Source organism: Neorhizobium sp. T25_27 (assembly GCF_002968565.1).
Taxonomy (GTDB): domain Bacteria; phylum Pseudomonadota; class Alphaproteobacteria; order Rhizobiales; family Rhizobiaceae; genus Neorhizobium; species Neorhizobium tomejilense.
Window position 1 is genome coordinate 366,628 of sequence record NZ_PVBJ01000003.1, and the last position, 15,868, is coordinate 382,495.

Here is a 15,868-nt window from a genome sequence, read left to right on the forward strand (position 1 = left end):
ATTCATGCAAGTCATCGATCATTTCAATCTACGTTCCTTCGACCTCAATCTCCTCGTTGCCTTCGACGCAATGATGGAAGAGATGAGTGTGACCCGTGCGGCCCAGCGGTTGAAAATCCAGCAGCCTGCCATGAGCCACAATATCTCCACCCTGCGCACGCTGTTTCAGGATGAGCTTTTCATCCGCGTAGGACAGGTGATGAAACCCACGGCACGTGCGCTCAACTTGTCTGGTCCGGTGCGGCAGGCCTTGCGGCAGGCGCAGGCGGCCGTGTTGACGGCGGACGCATTCGATCCGGCCACCGAACAACGCACATTCCGGCTGGGACTTTCCAGCGAGGTGGAACTATTACTGCTGCCCGATCTGACCGCGCGTCTGCGGGATATCGCGCCGGGCATCCGTATTCTGGCCCGCGGTGGTGATGCGCAGGAGGTCGACGCGATGCTCGATGCAGGCGTCGTCGATCTGTCTGTGGGGTGCAGTTATCTGCCGGACTCACGGCACCACTGCGAACCGCTGTATCAGTCCAGCGTATTGTGCTGTTTTAATCCGCAATTGCTGAAGCTCTCCAATCCGGTAGGCCTTGATGCCTATATGGCCGCACAACACGCGGTGATCTCCCAGACCGACAGCCTGCATGGCTGCGTCAAGGATGCTCTGGAGCATGCGGGTGCAGAACTGGAAGTGGTGGCGGCAGCACCCGATTTCATGTCGATTTTGGCCACGGCGCGTTCGTCTGCGGTGATCGCCACCGTATCATCGCGCATCGCGGCCCGTTATGGGCCACTGTTGGGACTAGAGGTCAGCCCGGTGCCACTGGCGCTTTCTTTTCCACCGGTGGCTATGGTCTGGCCGCTTCAGATGGACAGCGATCTTGGCTGCGCATGGTTGCGGCAGCAAATCCGTGACGCGATGCTGAGGACGAACGGGAGCAACGTCGCGGATATTGCAGCGTGACGTGCGGGTGTATTGAAGGCCACGCCGTCAAGGGACACGAACCTGCAGCCCGTCCAAAATTTCCACCAGGCGCTGGTGCGGCACAGGCCCCGACGCCGACCGGCAGAACCACGAGGAAATGGGCTTCCATGACGGCTGGGCACATGCCTCAACCAGCTCCAAGTGCTACCCTGGAGGCCGCATCGACGGCTCGATCGGGATCTTCGGCGGAACCGCTCACGCTGACGGTCCAACCTCGAATTCGACGAAATCGTTGGGTTTGCGGTCTCGCACCACGTAACCGCTGTCCGAAATGCGGAAAATAATGACCTACAAAGCGTGAAGCCGTTACATTTGACGGCCGTGTCACGCTCGATTGACGGCAAGGTTGTTATGTGCCTTGCCAACAGACTGCTTGGTGGCTCGAACGGGAAAAACGGTCGAGCCACCTCTTTTGCGGGCAATAGGCGACCGGTCCCTGCTCGACCACCTTGCCGCGATAGATCACCGCAACATCGTCGCAGATATAGCGGATGACGCCGAGATCGTGGCTGATGAAAAAGTAGGTGAGGCCGAGCTCGACCTGCAGCCGGTGCAGCAGGTTCAGCACATCCGCCTGGACCGAACGTCCACGGCCGAGGTCGGCTCGTCGAGGATCAGGAATTCCGGATTGACCGCCACCGCCCGGCCAATGCCGATGGGCTGCCGATGCCCGCCTGAGAAATCGTACGGTATATGGGTAGCCTTCAAGCTGAAGCCCGACGTGACCCGCAGCGTCCCAATCCGGTTCAAAGTCTTCGCCGATAAGGCTGTCGGCTCCGGGGCGACCTTCAGATAATCCAGATTGTCAATCGGCTCGGCATATTGACCCCTTGGGGCTGCGGATAAAAAGTTGGACTAATTTACACGGTTAAGCCAAGGCTCTCTTGGTACTCGACCGGGTTGCGTGAGCCAGTGGTAATTTGATGCGCTTTTCATTGTGCCATCGGATGTAAGCATTAATCTCGCGGACAAACTGCTCGATTGTGATGGTCTTCCAATCCCGAGGGTAGAAGAGTTCCGGTTTCAACCGGCCGAAGAAGCCTTCGCATGCTGCGTTATCCTGTGAACAGCCTTTGCGGGACATTGAACGTACCAGCTTCGCATCGCTGATCCGAGTGAGCCAGCCGGGCCAGCGATAATGCGCTCCATGGTCGGATGGACGACTGTCCCGCCTTCGGCATCGAGGCTCGCCCGCTGAAATCGTCGCGGCATAGCTGATCCTCGGATGAATCAGCAAAAGCATCATCCTCAACAGCAGCAAATGTGATGGTGTGGAACGGCCCTTCGCGCCGGCATCCAGGATGCCTATCGTGGTGACGCCAATCGCCACAAGACAGAGGGAACCGTTCCATGGAGAAGATTACCACAATTGGACTGGATTTGGCCAAGTCGGTCTTTCAGATCCACGCCATCACTGAAGGCGGGCACGTCGCTGTCCGCCGTGCCTTGCGGCGATCACAGGTGTTGGAGTTCTTTCGTCACATCGAACCATGCCTTGTCGGAATGGAAGCATGCGGGAGTGCCCACTACTGGGCCAATGCGATCGGCGAATTCGGTCATACGGTGCGGTTGATGCCGCCAGCGTACGTGAAGCCCTACGTCAAACGTAACAAGACCGATGCCGCCGATGCGGAGGCGATCTGCGAGGCGGTCACGCGCCCGACAATGCGCTTCGTGCCAGTCAAAACACCGGACGAGCAAGCTGCCGGGATGGTTTTGAAGACCCGAGAGTTACTCGTGCGTCAGCGAAGCCAGACGGTGAATGCGATGCGTGCTCATATGGTCGAGCTCGGGATCGTCGCCGCGACCGGCATGACCAGTATTGCAAAGCTCGTCGCCATTTTGCGCGACGATCGTGACGGTCGTCTACCAAACTCGGCCAGAGCTGCGCTTTTGGAGATGGCCGATCAGATCGAAAGGCTGACAGAAAGGGTTGAGGTGCTCGACAGTAAGATTGTCGCAGCAGTGAAAGCTGATGATGCCACACGTCGTTTAACAACCATCCCCGGCGTCGGTCCTATTATTGCAGCGACTGTTCGTGCCGCGGTTCAGGATCCGGCAGCCTTTCGAACAGGGCGGGATTTGGCGGCCTGGATCGGCATCACGCCAAGAGCGAACTCCAGCGGAGGGAAGGAGCGGCTTGGCAAGATCTCAAAGCGCGGCAATAAGCAGTTACGAACTCTACTGATTGTCGGTGCTACATCGATCCTGAAACAGGCTCGGAGAGGTTCAAAGCTATCTGGCTGGGTCGTTTCAATAATGGACGACGCCCCTACAAGGTGGCAGCCGTGGCGCTGGCTAACAAGATGGCCCGCACGATATGGGCGATTTTGGTCAAGGGCGGCACATACCAAGCGCCAGCGATGGCAGAGGCGTAGGAACAGAATTCCCGGCGTTCCTGCGTCGGGATAAAGCGGCAAGGTACGAAAGGGTGATGAACCCGAGGGGCGATACCTCGATGTCGATCAGACCGTCTGACTCACTGCGCCTTTAAGCGCGCAAAATTGATTAGGCGATCGACATCGCGGATCTCATCGTGGCCAGCGGTCAATGACCGCGCTCACAGGCCGGACATATGACTGCACCGTCCGGAGGTGATTTGCGCTGAAAAACCTTGCCAACCGGGCCGTTCCACATATGAGTCAGAGCCGAATAAGGACCCGCTTTTGGGGTGATCGGCGTCCAAACGGGGCTCAGGCTCGGTTTTGATGCAGTTGTAATGATGATGCCTTGCTGCCTCCATTTCCTCCGAATAGCTCCGGAAGAACAAGTTTGCGGCCCCGAATGCCAAGGGCAACGATGAGGCCGAGGGAGATCAGGCGGCTGAAGACGGGCTGCTCGCTGAGCAACTCCAAGACAGGTCAGTCGATCAGTATAGTGTGAAATTAGACAAGGTCTGGTTAAGGCATCCCAGGCGCGGGCGGATGAGCTGCAGGTCTCAATGAGGAAGCCGAGAGGGCCGCACCGTGCTTTTCAGAAAACTGACTTCTTCGGAAGAGTGTTCCGATCCCTCATGTCCGCTGGCGCGGCTCTGGCTTCATGGGCGACGACGGCCTGCAAGAATCGCTCGAGCAGCGAGTTGAAGCTTTCCGGATTTTCCCAGAAGGGCGCGTGACCAACACCCTCCATCACATGAGCTTTGCCCTCGAAGAGCAACTGGATGTTCAAGCCCGACAGATAACTGAGTTTGACAAAAGGATCCCGCGAGCCGTTTACGAAGGCAATGGGTATGTCCGCCTGTTCGACCGCGCGGCGCTGATCGATCCCCTGCCCCCTCAGCATTGCGCGCGAGAAAATCGCTCGCAACCTTCCGTCAGAGCGTGCGATCGCGTCTCGAAAAGATGAATTGGTCGTGCCTCCGAAGCAGAGAGACTGAAACCGGTCCACGTCGCGGGACGTAAAGTTCTGTTTTGATGCAAGAAGAATGTCGAATGATGGGCTAAAACCCCGCAGCATCCCGACGAGACCATTTGGGACGGGCGGCGTCCCGCATAACAGGAGGCCGGAAATGCCCTTGCCGCTGCCCGCCATCTCAACCGCGACATGGCCGCCAAGTGACCATCCGAATACAGGGAAGCGGTGAAGGCCCAAGCGGGCGGCCACCTCGCCTATGCAGTCCGCAAGACCGGTAACGGTGTAGGTCGATTGCGGATCTCGGGCATCGCTCGATTCGCCGTGCCCAGGAAGATCGATCGCAATCAGCCGCCAGTTCCGGGACAGATGGCTTTGTAATTGTCGTGTAAACACGTGCCTGGAGCTGCCGGAGCCGTGTATCATAACCAGCGGCGCGGCCCCGGTCATGGTGTCGCTGATGCACACGGACCCGTGGCGGGTGTCGATTGTACGGTCAAATACGGCCATAAGCTGCGGATCCCGAAAGCACAGCTTCAAGTCTTGCACAACAATGTCTACGGCAGGTGTATGATCATCCTAAACCGGATATAAACAAGGTTGCATCGGTACGAAGCATTTCGATGCAGTCACGTGCCATACATCGATCATTTGCCTTGGCGATGCATACGGGTTAGGTCTGTCGGCAGCAGCAATTGTAACCAACCTTAAAATGGTGGGCATCAAGATGCACATTCTTCTCGACTTGATCATTTCGATTGCCAGCCTGACTATCGTCGGGTTCTACGCGTGGTCGTTGCGCGGCCATTTCAACTCGCCGAAAATGGAAGCCGGAGCAAAGCTGATCTCGGTGGTGGTCATCGCCACGACAGCGTTTTTTCTGTATCTGGTCTGGTCCGGAGGACAGATGCGATGGGTGCAAATAGTTGGACTGGGATTTGAACTCGGGGCGGCGAGCTTATTCTGGTGGGCGGTGTTGGCGTCGAGAAAGGCCAGGTTGCGCTTTGCGTTCGACCCCGAATACCCAGATAGTCTTGTCACCGACGGCCCCTACCGATACCTGCGGCATCCGTTTTACACGTCCTACCTGTTGTTCTGGTGCGGCTGGGCCCTGGCATCTTGGTCGATATGGTCGATCCTGCCGGTCTTATTTTTTACGATTGTCTATGTGATTGCAGCCCGCAACGAGGAGAGGAAATTCTCTCTATCACCGCTGGCGTCCGAATATGAAGCCTATCGGCGCAAGACGGGCTTCCTGACACCACGATTTGATCAGCGATAGCCTGGCTCCGAGGGAGCGGTAGCGCGTGGCGCGTTCTATGGGACGCTTTGGGTCCAGGACCGGGCCATTCAATGTAACGCTCGTCGCCGGGAAGCACGGCTTTTCGTCGAGGCTCTACGTGCCGAGGATGGCCCGACGGGCGACTCCCGCGCCGCCACGCTAAATTCTTTCATCGACACCCGGCATTTGCCAGGTGCCACAGGTCGGGTTACTTTCGTAAACGTAAGCAAGAAATGCCGCAATAGATCTTAGCATCAATCATCCCAATAGCTTTGAACGCACCATATGTCACAACCAACCCTTAGAGAATTCTCCACGGTGGTCGACTTGTACTACCGTGCGGCCTATGAGGCGGATGGCTGGACCGAGGCCTTAGACGCTACAACGCGTCTTTTCGGGGGCTCCCGTGCTTGCATCATTTTAACGGATCCCATCTCCGGTTTTCGTTCCGTTGCTTCAGTCGAAGACCCCGAGTTTATTGGAACCGAGGCGCTTGAACTTTCCAGGAACGACATGTTGACCAAGGCGTGGCTGCAAGCGCCCCTCAACAGGGCGAAGCGTTATCGCGAGATGGTCGATCTGGACGCGTTTCGACAGGGCGACTATTCGAGGAGGTTCTTCAAACCCCGCGATATGGACAACGGCTTGTTGTGCGTGTTCCGTAACGGACGAACGACACGCTGGTCTGTCGACATATCCCGGAGCAAGGTGCAGCCGGAATTCGAGCGTAGAGACGTTGATCTACTCGAGCAGTTGGCGGGACATATCAGGCGTGCAAAGGAGCTCGAGATTGCCCTCCGTCATGCCGCCTTTCCCGGGATCGCCAATCTGTTGCATGCCTACATGGTGGTTGATGGACGCGGCAAGGTACTGGAACTGAACCAAGCCGCAGAACGGCTTCTGGTTCAAAAGGACGCGGCCGTTCGGGTAAGGTCGGGATACCTTCGCACGACCCGTGACGAAGACGTGCCGAAGCTTGAACGGCTTGTCGCGCAGTCATGTGCCCCCCTGGATGACAAGCGATCCGGTGCCGGAGGCATGGCTATGATCGCCTTCGATGACACCGGCATGTTGACGTCCCGACAAGTGGTTTCCGTCACTCCCTTGCCTATGGCTGGCTCAATAGAAATCTTGCCCGAACGCTGTGCTCTTATCCTGATCAGAAAGGTAGAGGCTACCGCCGACGTAAATCTTGCCGAACTGGTAAGAAAACTGTTTGGCCTCTCTCCGTCGAACGCGCGTCTTGCCGCTATTCTGGCGACCGGTCTATCGCTGCGCAATGCCGCAGAGCAACTAAATTTGAGCTACCGGACTGCCCGCAGCTATCTCGAAGAAATTTTTGAGAAGACAGGAACGCGACGCCAGACGGAGTTGATAGCTCTGCTGAAGGCAGTTGGTTCAGTCACTCTGCCGAGTCTGGACTAGCCCGCGAATGGCCGGCGCAGATCTGACTATCCAGCAACATGGGCATCCGGTCGCCTACCATCGCCTGCCCATAGGCAATCATGAAAGTGCAGCGGTTGGGCAGGTTCCTTTGATTGACTAAGAGGCGTTGATATGGATCATGTGGAGGTCATTGACGGTATCTATCGAGCCGCGGGCGGAACCGACACCTGGTCACACGCGCTTGGTTCGATCATCGACCATGTCGGCGCCGTTGCTGGAAATATCGTCTACCAGGCGCCAGGCGGCCGTGGCAGCTTCCTCATCCCTGGCCGCATGCGCGAGGACTTAAATGCCTTGTATCTCAAGCACTACACCGGCAATCCATACGCACGTGCTTTCGAAAAAATCAGGCCCAACGAAATAGCAGTCGGAAACACACTGATCGATGCAGAGGCCGTTCGACATTCCGCCTTTTATGCCGACATCTGCGAGCCTCAGGACATATTCAACCAACTCTTCATGCCGCATGCCAGCCTACACGAGCGCGGAGGCATTGGAGGGGTCGCCCTCTTTCTGTCCCGCCAACAAGAGGAACAAGTGCTGAATGCCAAGACCCGCCTCAAGCGGATCGAACCGCATATCGCGCGGGCGATCGATCTGTCGCTCCAAATGAACCAGATAGGCCGCGCTCCGGGATTGGCGCAGCGATTGATCGACGTAATGTCGGATGCTGCCGCGTTGATCGACTCGCGCGGCACGATCATACTGCTTAACGCAGCAGCCGAAGCTCTCCTGAAGCGAGCCGACGGCCTGTTTGTAAGCAGATCCGAGCGGCCTGCACTTTCAGCCCATATTCCCGAAACATCGGCCCGGCTGGCAAACGCCATCCGGCAGGCGCTTATCGTCGCCCATGGTGGCGACACGCCTTTCGAAGGAGCGCTGCCGGTCCATAGGCCGTCAGGCCTGCCGCCTTACTTGTTGGTCGTGACTCCACTCGCCCCGGCGCCGTTCTGCGAGTGGGATGCGGTTGATGGGGACGCCCGTGTCCTTGTTCATATAGTGGATCCCGAAAGAAAAACCCGCCGGCAAGCCCGGCAATTGCAGAACATCTTTCAGCTCACCGAAGCCGAGACGAGGGTCGCGGCGATGATCGGCAACGGAATGAACCTCCCTGAAATCGCGCAGGTGCTGGGGATTTCTCCCAACACCGTCAAGACGCACGTCGGCCGCTGTTTTGGCAAAACAGGAACCCAATCGCAGGCTGCACTGGCCAAGCTGATTGCATCGATCCCGATTGTGGAAAAAAGACCCGCGGCCCTTGGCCCAGGCGGTAGCTATACATCGCCCGGGGTTTGATCCACTCCCTAAAACTGAACAATCCTGGCGCAGAGGCCTCGCCCGATCAGGTGACGCGAGGTCATGTGAAAATTGCCAGATTGCCGCGTCCCCGGCAACTGAGTGGCCCGACAATGATCATCATGCCGCTGCTTGCTTCACTGGCATTGCCGTACGCCCTGGTCCTGATATCGCCAGGACCAAATTTATTCATGGTTTTACGAGTTGCTGTCGAGCCGTCCTGGTATCGCTCTCTCAGCGTTGCGGCAGGCATCGCCTCGGGCGCCGCTGCCGCCTGCTACATTGCAGCGATCGGCACGTCGACGCTCGGAAACTTCGACGGTCTAAACCGATGGGCCTCTCTCCTTCTTTCTTCGATTTTACTGCATTCGGCGTGGCGACTGATCAGGCACCCGGCAAGCCGCCGAGCTTCTCGGTCACTCTCGCCGGAGACATTCCATGTCCGGCTTTTCGGCTTGGGCCTGGTGACGGCTCTATGCAATCCCTTGTCTTTCCCGTTTTTCGCCAGTTTCTATCTTGCCGAACCGGGTTTCAGGACAGCTACCGGCAACGCGGTCGCGTGCGGTGTCATCTTCCTGATGGCGATGTTGTGGTTTACCGCCGTCGGTGTGCTGGTTTCCACCCGTTCGACACGAAGCACGGAGGCGAAGTGGTGCAAAAAAGCGAGGTACGTCCTAGCCATCGCAATGGGGGCTTTTGCTCTAAAGCTGCTCTATGAGACTTCGGTGTGAACCAGGTAGCAAGGTTTGGCCCCATTCCTGATAGACGAGATAACTGCATTCCTCGGAGACCCCATCTAGGACGGACGGCTTTCGCCAGGCGGGGCGAGGGCGTTTGGTTTGCACCAGGTATCGAAAGCTGCAATTTTTACGGGGCGTAGCATGGATACCGGCAACTGCCGACTGTTTCTCTGTCGCCGCTCGGCGAGGCTTTGGCCTACATCGCCAAACACTGGGACGGCCTGAAGCTCTTCCTGACCGACGGACGCATAGAGATCGACAACAACACCGTCGAGCGGATCATCCGACCAATAGCTCTCAATCGCAAGAACGCGCTCTTTGCAGGCCATGACGCGGGAGCAGAGAATTGGGCGACAATCGCCTCGCTGATCGAAACCTGCAAATTCAATGCCGTCGATCCGCTGACCTATTTGACTGCGACGCTCACCGCCATCGTCAACGGTCACAGGCAGAGTTGCATCGATGATGCTTTTGCCGTGGAATTATTCGGGACGAACAAACGGCTGAAGTCTGCTGTCGGCCCGAAGCGGTCACTGGGGTTGCTCAAATTTACGCATCCCTTAATCTCTCCAAAGAGTTTGGAGAAGACTGACATGACATGGCTCATCGACTCTTTCTCAGGAATTGGGCCTATAAGATTTGACATGACTCCAGAGGATGTCGCCACACACATTGGGGCACCAGACCGGTCGAGACGCGGCCTTCGGCCTGATACGTTCAGTGAGCATCGCGGTACCAAAGCGCCAGTCGTACGCTATCGAGAAAATCGCGTGAGCGAGATCGAAGCCTTCTACGATATTGGGGTAGTTATGTTTCGAGGGATATCTGTTTTCGGAACGAACGGATTAAAGGTACTCCGCGCATTGGAAGAGCTAAACGGGGGAGCCGCGATTTCTGTTGGGATCATACTGTTCGACGAGCTCGGCTTAACGGTGGGCCGTCTGGATGAAGGTCCGCCCACAGGGCATTCGGTAGCCGCCTTTGCATCCGGCACTTGGAACGGCAAAACCGATGACTTCACTAGCATCAGTTTCAATGACCGCTAATGGCGCATTCTTGCCATCAATGTCGTAGCGGCATTTTTCGGAAAGCCCAATCGAGCTTGGTCAATGTGCGAGGAAAACACCGCTTACGTCTCACCGGAATGACCGCGCCATTTGTCTATGATGGCGCCATGAACGGTAACGTCTTCCTGGCCTACGTCGAGCAGGTGCTGGTCCCGACTCTTCAGGTCGGTGATGTCGTCGTCATGGACAACTTGCCGGCACACAAGACATCCGGTGTGCGGGATGCCATCGAGCGGGCCGGCGCCAAGCTCATGTTCCTGCCGCCCTATAGTCCCGACTTCAATCCCTGTATGGATGGCTCCTGCGTGTCAAGGATACGATTGGTTCCAGTAAACAGGTCGGTTGCGGCCATGTATACGGCGTCTGATGTGCAGCAAGTGCTGCGCGCCCTGATGAATATCCGCTTGGAGAACAGGTCCCACTCAATCGAGCGCGCTCGAAGAACTTCGGATTGATCGGGGTGTCCTGGTTCTTCGTCTCCGCTCGTTCGCCATCACCTCACGTTGCCCTGACCATTCTGAGAGCCCGTCAGGCTACCTGCGGCTCGTATCGAGAGCCGTCCCTCAGGACGGCAAAAATCATTCGCGCCATGCGATGCGCCAAGGCAATCGCGACAACCTTTGCTTTCTTCCGGATCAGCATTCCCGATAGCCAATCCGATCCCGGCTCTCTCTTGAGCCGGCGCCTGAGCATGATTTGTGCCATCGCGCCGAGATACAATAAACGCCGGATGTAGCGATTTCCCATCTTCGAGATGCTGCCCACCTTCTGCTTGCCTCCGGTGGAGTGAGGTTTGGGCGTAAGGCCGAGCCAGGCGGCATAGTCCCTCGCACAGTCAAAGTTGTCGACATCCGGGGTGGTGGCCGCGATAATCGTTGCCGACAGTATTCCCACGCCTGGGATCGTCGCCAAACCCTGGCTTGTTTCGTTTTGCCCGTAGGCTTCTTCGATCTCGTCTGTCAGCCGCTCGATCCGCTTGTTTGTCTCGAACAGTTGGTCGAAGAGTAAGGCCACGGGCAACCGCGCGGCTCCCGGCAACTGATCCAGTTGCTCTTTCAACCGATCGACATTCTGCGCGCCCTTCGCAGTTGTGATGCCGAATTCTGTCATGTGCGCTCGGATCGCATTGCCGATCTGCGTGCGCTGGCGAACCAGGAAGTCTCGCGTGCGGTGACGAACCATGACCGACGAGCAGGCCTCGCTCTTAATGGCGACGAACCGCATCGAGGGACGTGTCACAGCTTCGCAGATGGCGGCCGCGTCTGCGGCGTCGGTCTTTCCGCGCTTTACATACGGCTTCACATAGGACGGCGGCATCAGCCGAACGTCATGCCCCATCTCCTGAAGCCTGCGGCCCCAATCGTGAGCGCCGGCGCAAGCCTCCATGCCAATCAGGCATCGTGGGTGCTTCTGGAAAAATGCAAGTAATTGGCTGCGGCGAAGCTGGCGGCGCACAAGAACCAGACCGTTCTCGTCCACACCGTGGATCTGGAAGACGCTCTTTGCGAGATCGATACCACTGTAGCAAGCTCTGACATGGTCGCTCCTTTGATCTGGATGATGTCATCCAAACTATGCCGGAATACGCCGGCGGGAGCAGGAGCCATCCACAACATCAATCGAAAACGCGGCGACACCTGCCAGTGATGTTATGAACCCGGACCCGCGGATCAGCGTCACATCTGAACCTGGCCTGTTTCCAACAACGATGATGTTGTGAAAACGCCAGCTCCCTCGCTCGCAAGGCAAAGAGGAAAAGGGCAACAACGCTTGACAACGGCGACACGCGTGTCGCGACTTAGCAGTTCCTGTACTCGGAGTGCGCCATGAGGACAAAGCAATTAGGTCGTCAGTCCAGGTGTGGATCCGGCCAAAAAGACACAAAAGTGGTCGATCTGCTCGATTTTAGAGTACTTGGGGATGACGCTGCCAGGATGCGGCAAAACATTGTGCGGAAAGCGCCTGCCCTGTGGCTGGCGGCTGGGGGTGCAGACACCGAGGCTATTTGCCCGTGATCAATTCTCCCGGCACAAAAACAAGCACGTTGAAACCTTCGCAGGGATCGAATCGGCTTGGATCGAGAAGGCTATTGCCATGGCTTTCCCTGAACCAGCCTGCGACACCGGCATTGTAGAAGTGGGTAATGGTTTCTTCGATACGGATATTTGCGGTCGTCAGAACTACCTCCAGCGATTGCTGATTGCGGTTCAGCTGGAACAGTTTACGCCGTGCCGGGTATCCTGCGTCCGAGACGGAAACGGAGAGGCGGTCCTCGGCATAGCTCTTGACCCGCACCCTCAGCCGTTGCGGACGTAGCGCATCAAAGCGTGCGTTGATGTCTTTCAACTGGGCCTTGATCTCATCGTCGGTGATATTGACCACTGGAAAGACGTCGCTCACCGGGACCAGCCTGTCGGCGAAACGCTGCATTGCCACCACTTCCGCGTGATGGGCATAGGCAAGGTATTTTACAGGTAATCCCTTCAGCCACTTACCTCTCTGAACAATGGCAAGTGATTTGGCTGCTTCCTCTCCGTATCTGGCAATGGAAAAGGTCGCCCGCTTCTGCCCATCAATGTCCATCAATGTGGCCTGCCAGGCCTCTCCATCGTCAGTCTCGATGCGCCTGACACCCGAAATGCCGCTGTGGTTGTTTTTCCGCAGCAGCACCGCCTGTTCGTGATTGGTCGCCGGTGGCAGCGCTGAGATCACCGCATCCCGATAAGCCATTGCCTGTTCAAGGCTTGCTTCAGGCGATCCGTAGATGCTGTCCTTGAACAGCCTCACGATCTTATGTCCTTGCCGCCTGAGCCTGACCCACCATCCGGCTCCACGATTGCTGTTGGCTTCCTCGCGTCCGAGCCCATACGTGTCAACATCGTTCTCAGGCTTCGCGCCTGTCAATCGCGATCCGCCGCTTTTGTCTTTCAAGGCCAATCAACTTTTCCCTTCACCAAGGCCGATGACCAACGCTCCAACTCTGATTGTAGCAGGGAGGTCTGCCGCCGGTAGAGGAAATAAGGCGCCGGAATGGAGAGAGAACCGGCTTCCGGCCACCCACCTACCGAGAATATCGTCGCGGCTTCAATCCCTCTTGAGCAGGCTTCATTGCATATTTAGCTGGATGCATCCGCTTCTTTACCTGTATCCGCCTTTTGCGAAGATTCGGCCGCTGGAGCTTGACCTCGCCGTGCGCGGCGTTATCTTTCCTGCAAACATGGCGTGCATTTTTCCGCATCATCCCGTTTCCGGTGGTGCCTTTTTTGTTTTTCGACGTGTTGGGGATCGTTTTATGGATAATGCCGTCTCTTCCGCCGCCGATTTCATCCAGGCGAGCCGTATTCTGAAGATCGTCTCTCCGTTGGGCGAGGACCAGCTTCTTCCCGAACGGCTGACGATCGAGGAAGGGGTGTCATCGCTTTTCGAGATCAAGATTTCGGCGCGTGCCAAGAAGCCGATCGTCAAGCCGGAGGAACTGATCGGTCGGCTGATGGATGTGTCGGTCGAGGTGCAGCAGGGCGATGGGGAAGACGGCAGCGCCGTGCGCCGGCCTCTCAACGGGCTGGTTACCGAGCTCAATGAAGGGCCGCCGATCACCCGCGGCCTGCGGTCCTATTCGATGGTGCTCAGACCCCAGATGTGGCTTTTGTCGCGCCGCTCCGATTGCCGGATCTGGATGGACAAGACCGCGATCGATGTCGTCGAGACGCTGTTTTCCGAACACGGGATTCCGGCGCCGGATACCTCGGTCATCGTGTCGCCCCCGCCCCCACTGCACTATTCGGTGCAGTGGAACGAGACGGATTTGTCCTATTTAACAAGGCGCTTCGAGGAAGATGGGCTTTTCTACTGGTTTAGCCATGAGGACGGCAAGCATAAGCTGCACGTGGCTGATAGTTCGCATGGATGGCTTGGCCCCTCGCCCTCCGCGCAAGGAGAAGGCAAGGTCCGCCTAGCCCAGGGTTCGTCGGACCGCAACCATATCAGCGACTGGAGCCGGCGTTATTCCTATGTGCCCGGCCAGCGCGCCGGCGCCGACTGGAATTTCGAGACGCCGCGCATGGTGCCCGGCACGATGACGCCGTCGCTGGTTCAGATGCCAGAAGCGACCAAGCGCGAGCTTTACGAATATCCGGCCCGTATCTCAACGGTTGCAGAAGCGGAGCGAGCGGAAAAACTCAGGATGCAGGCATCGGAAGCCGATCACGATCGGGTCTTCGGAGCCTCGACCTCGCGTGTCATCGAGGTTGGTCGCCGCTTCACTCCCTATGAAGTGGCCCACCCGGACCATGTCTACGAGGAGCATGTGGTGACCAAGATGACCCAGAAGGTCGTCGATCGCTCCTATGAGACCAATACGAACGAGCCGGAATATACCAACACATTCGAAGCGACCCCATCCCGCGTGCCGATGACGCCGCATCGGGAAACCAGGCGTCCGCGGATCGAAGGAACCCAGGTCGCGATCGTCGCAGGGCCGGCCGGCGAGGAAATCCATCCGGATCAATACGGCCGCATCAAGCTCTGGTTCCCCTGGGACCGCAAGGCGAAGAAGGACGGCTCCGACACCTGCTGGGTCCGTGTGGCGCAGAACTGGGCCGGCTCCGCCTGGGGTGGGCAGGTCATTCCGCGCATCGGCATGGAAGTCATGGTCGCCTTCATTGACGGCGATCCGGACCGGCCGCTGGTCACCGGCGTCGTCCCGAACCCCTCGAACGGGGTGCCGTACGACCTGCCGGCCAACAAGACCCGCATGGTGATGCGTTCCAATACCCATAAGGGCAACGGCTTCAACGAGATGACGTTCGAGGACGATGCCGGCCGGGAGAACATGTTCTTCCATGCCCAGAAGGATCAGACGACGAAGGTTCTCAACAACCAGACGAGTCGCGTGGACGCCAACGCGTTGCACTCCATAGGCGCGAACAAGTCCCTCGAGGTCGGGTCTAATATGAGCCAGCAGGTTGGAGGTGGCTTGAACATGGTCGTGGGCGGTGTCGGAGGGATGGTCAACCCTATCGCAGGTGGGTTGTTGGCCGGTCTGTCTGGGACAAGCGCCGGAATGCTGCAGCAGGCCATGTCGCTGGCATCAGATGCGACTGCCGATAGCCCGTCCGGCGGCGACAGGAATGCTGTCGCGGCGCAGGCAGCTATTGGCGGCTCCGCGCCATCGGGAGCTGGTGGGCCGGATAATCCTATTTCGCACGCCGCAGGCTATATGGGGCTCATGGCCACGGGAGCTCTCGGCGCGATGATCCCGTCCATGGACACGGTGCGTTCCGGCATCAATAACGCGACCGCCGGCGATCTGCGGGTGGATGCGGGTGACGCAATGCGCTCTTCCGGAGCGGGCCTGGGTGCGCAGGTGGCGTCGATGATCGGTCAAGGCGTCTTCAATACCCTCGTCAGCCGGATGCAAAATACCAGCGTCGGTGTAGCCCAGACGGAACAGGTCGGCGTCGCCAAGGTCGTCACCGTCGGCCAGGTCTACAATCAGACTGTCGGCCATACGAAGAACATCTCGATCGGTAAGGAATTGTATATCGGCGTCGGAGGCGGAAAAGATGCCGACGGCAACGACCAGCCGCCCAAGTCGATCTTGATTATGAAGGATGATGGTACCATTCTGCTGAAGGGCGTGCGTATCTATATCGACGCTGAGAGCCATATCCAGCTCACGGCGCCGATGGTCGATAACAACTGAGGC

At 57.8% G+C, this 15,868-nt stretch carries 11 protein-coding genes and 5 pseudogenes; 10 read left to right on the forward strand and 6 right to left on the reverse strand.

From position 1 onward, the window contains the following. Nucleotides 1-4 precede the first annotated feature (4 nt). Nucleotides 5-958: a LysR family transcriptional regulator gene (locus C5J24_RS11935; RefSeq protein ID WP_105403620.1), complete on the forward strand. Its 954-nt coding sequence runs from the start codon at nucleotides 5-7 to the stop codon at nucleotides 956-958. A gap of 370 nt (nucleotides 959-1,328) precedes the next feature. Here C5J24_RS11935 and C5J24_RS32650 read toward each other — a convergent pair whose 3' ends face one another. The 3 genes and pseudogenes from C5J24_RS32650 to C5J24_RS11945 all read right to left on the reverse strand — a co-directional run. Then, on the reverse strand, nucleotides 1,329-1,547 hold the full coding sequence (locus tag C5J24_RS32650; protein ID WP_342588858.1) for a hypothetical protein: 219 nt from the start codon (nucleotides 1,545-1,547) through the stop codon (nucleotides 1,329-1,331). Then, nucleotides 1,541-1,729, reverse strand: a complete 189-nt coding sequence (locus tag C5J24_RS32655) for an ATP-binding cassette domain-containing protein (protein ID WP_371674167.1) — start codon at nucleotides 1,727-1,729, stop codon at nucleotides 1,541-1,543. The genes C5J24_RS32650 and C5J24_RS32655 overlap by 7 nt, the downstream gene beginning before the upstream one ends. Nucleotides 1,730-1,839: 110 nt before the next feature. Next, nucleotides 1,840-2,135 (reverse strand): annotated as a pseudogene (locus C5J24_RS11945) (IS3 family transposase); the annotation flags it as partial. A gap of 194 nt (nucleotides 2,136-2,329) precedes the next feature. Between C5J24_RS11945 and C5J24_RS11950 the strand changes: the two are divergent. After that, nucleotides 2,330-3,357 (forward strand): annotated as a pseudogene (locus C5J24_RS11950) (IS110 family transposase). Nucleotides 3,358-3,952: 595 nt separating this feature from the next. On the opposite strand, the gene C5J24_RS11955 reads toward C5J24_RS11950, so the two are convergent. Beyond that, nucleotides 3,953-4,840: an alpha/beta fold hydrolase gene (locus C5J24_RS11955; RefSeq protein ID WP_105403621.1), complete on the reverse strand. Its 888-nt coding sequence runs from the start codon at nucleotides 4,838-4,840 to the stop codon at nucleotides 3,953-3,955. A 217-nt stretch (nucleotides 4,841-5,057) separates the two neighbouring features. On the opposite strand from C5J24_RS11955, the gene C5J24_RS11960 reads away from it, so the two are divergent. The 7 genes and pseudogenes from C5J24_RS11960 to C5J24_RS11990 all read left to right on the forward strand — a co-directional run. Continuing rightward, nucleotides 5,058-5,612 carry an isoprenylcysteine carboxylmethyltransferase family protein gene (locus tag C5J24_RS11960; RefSeq protein WP_105403747.1) on the forward strand — a complete coding sequence of 185 codons (555 nt, stop codon included), beginning with the start codon at nucleotides 5,058-5,060 and terminating at the stop codon, nucleotides 5,610-5,612. 327 nt (nucleotides 5,613-5,939) lie between these two features. Further along, complete coding sequence (locus tag C5J24_RS11965) at nucleotides 5,940-7,037, forward strand: LuxR C-terminal-related transcriptional regulator (RefSeq protein ID WP_172723928.1); 1,098 nt, start codon at nucleotides 5,940-5,942, stop codon at nucleotides 7,035-7,037. A gap of 132 nt (nucleotides 7,038-7,169) precedes the next feature. Then, nucleotides 7,170-8,354, forward strand: coding sequence for a helix-turn-helix transcriptional regulator (locus C5J24_RS11970; protein WP_105403623.1), 1,185 nt, complete (start codon nucleotides 7,170-7,172; stop codon nucleotides 8,352-8,354). A gap of 113 nt (nucleotides 8,355-8,467) precedes the next feature. Beyond that, nucleotides 8,468-9,085, forward strand: a complete 618-nt coding sequence (locus C5J24_RS11975; RefSeq protein WP_245437542.1) for a LysE family transporter — start codon at nucleotides 8,468-8,470, stop codon at nucleotides 9,083-9,085. Between the two features lie 182 nt (nucleotides 9,086-9,267). Next, nucleotides 9,268-9,601, forward strand: a pseudogene (locus C5J24_RS11980) (transposase); the annotation flags it as partial. Between the two features lie 263 nt (nucleotides 9,602-9,864). Continuing rightward, nucleotides 9,865-10,140 carry a hypothetical protein gene (locus tag C5J24_RS31820; RefSeq protein ID WP_172723929.1) on the forward strand — a complete coding sequence of 92 codons (276 nt, stop codon included), beginning with the start codon at nucleotides 9,865-9,867 and terminating at the stop codon, nucleotides 10,138-10,140. Nucleotides 10,141-10,223: 83 nt separating this feature from the next. Then, nucleotides 10,224-10,448: pseudogene (locus tag C5J24_RS11990) on the forward strand (transposase); the annotation flags it as partial. A 241-nt stretch (nucleotides 10,449-10,689) separates the two neighbouring features. Here C5J24_RS11990 and C5J24_RS11995 read toward each other — a convergent pair. Both C5J24_RS11995 and C5J24_RS12000 read right to left on the reverse strand, forming a co-directional pair. Next, nucleotides 10,690-11,699: pseudogene (locus tag C5J24_RS11995) on the reverse strand (IS110 family transposase). A gap of 463 nt (nucleotides 11,700-12,162) precedes the next feature. Next, a complete protein-coding gene (locus C5J24_RS12000) occupies nucleotides 12,163-13,098 on the reverse strand; it encodes an AP2 domain-containing protein (protein WP_105403626.1) in 936 nt (311 codons plus the stop codon). 355 nt (nucleotides 13,099-13,453) lie between these two features. Between C5J24_RS12000 and tssI the strand changes: the two genes are divergently transcribed. Next, on the forward strand, nucleotides 13,454-15,865 hold the full coding sequence (gene tssI, locus C5J24_RS12005; protein ID WP_105403749.1) for a type VI secretion system tip protein TssI/VgrG: 2,412 nt from the start codon (nucleotides 13,454-13,456) through the stop codon (nucleotides 15,863-15,865). Nucleotides 15,866-15,868: the final 3 nt, after the last annotated feature.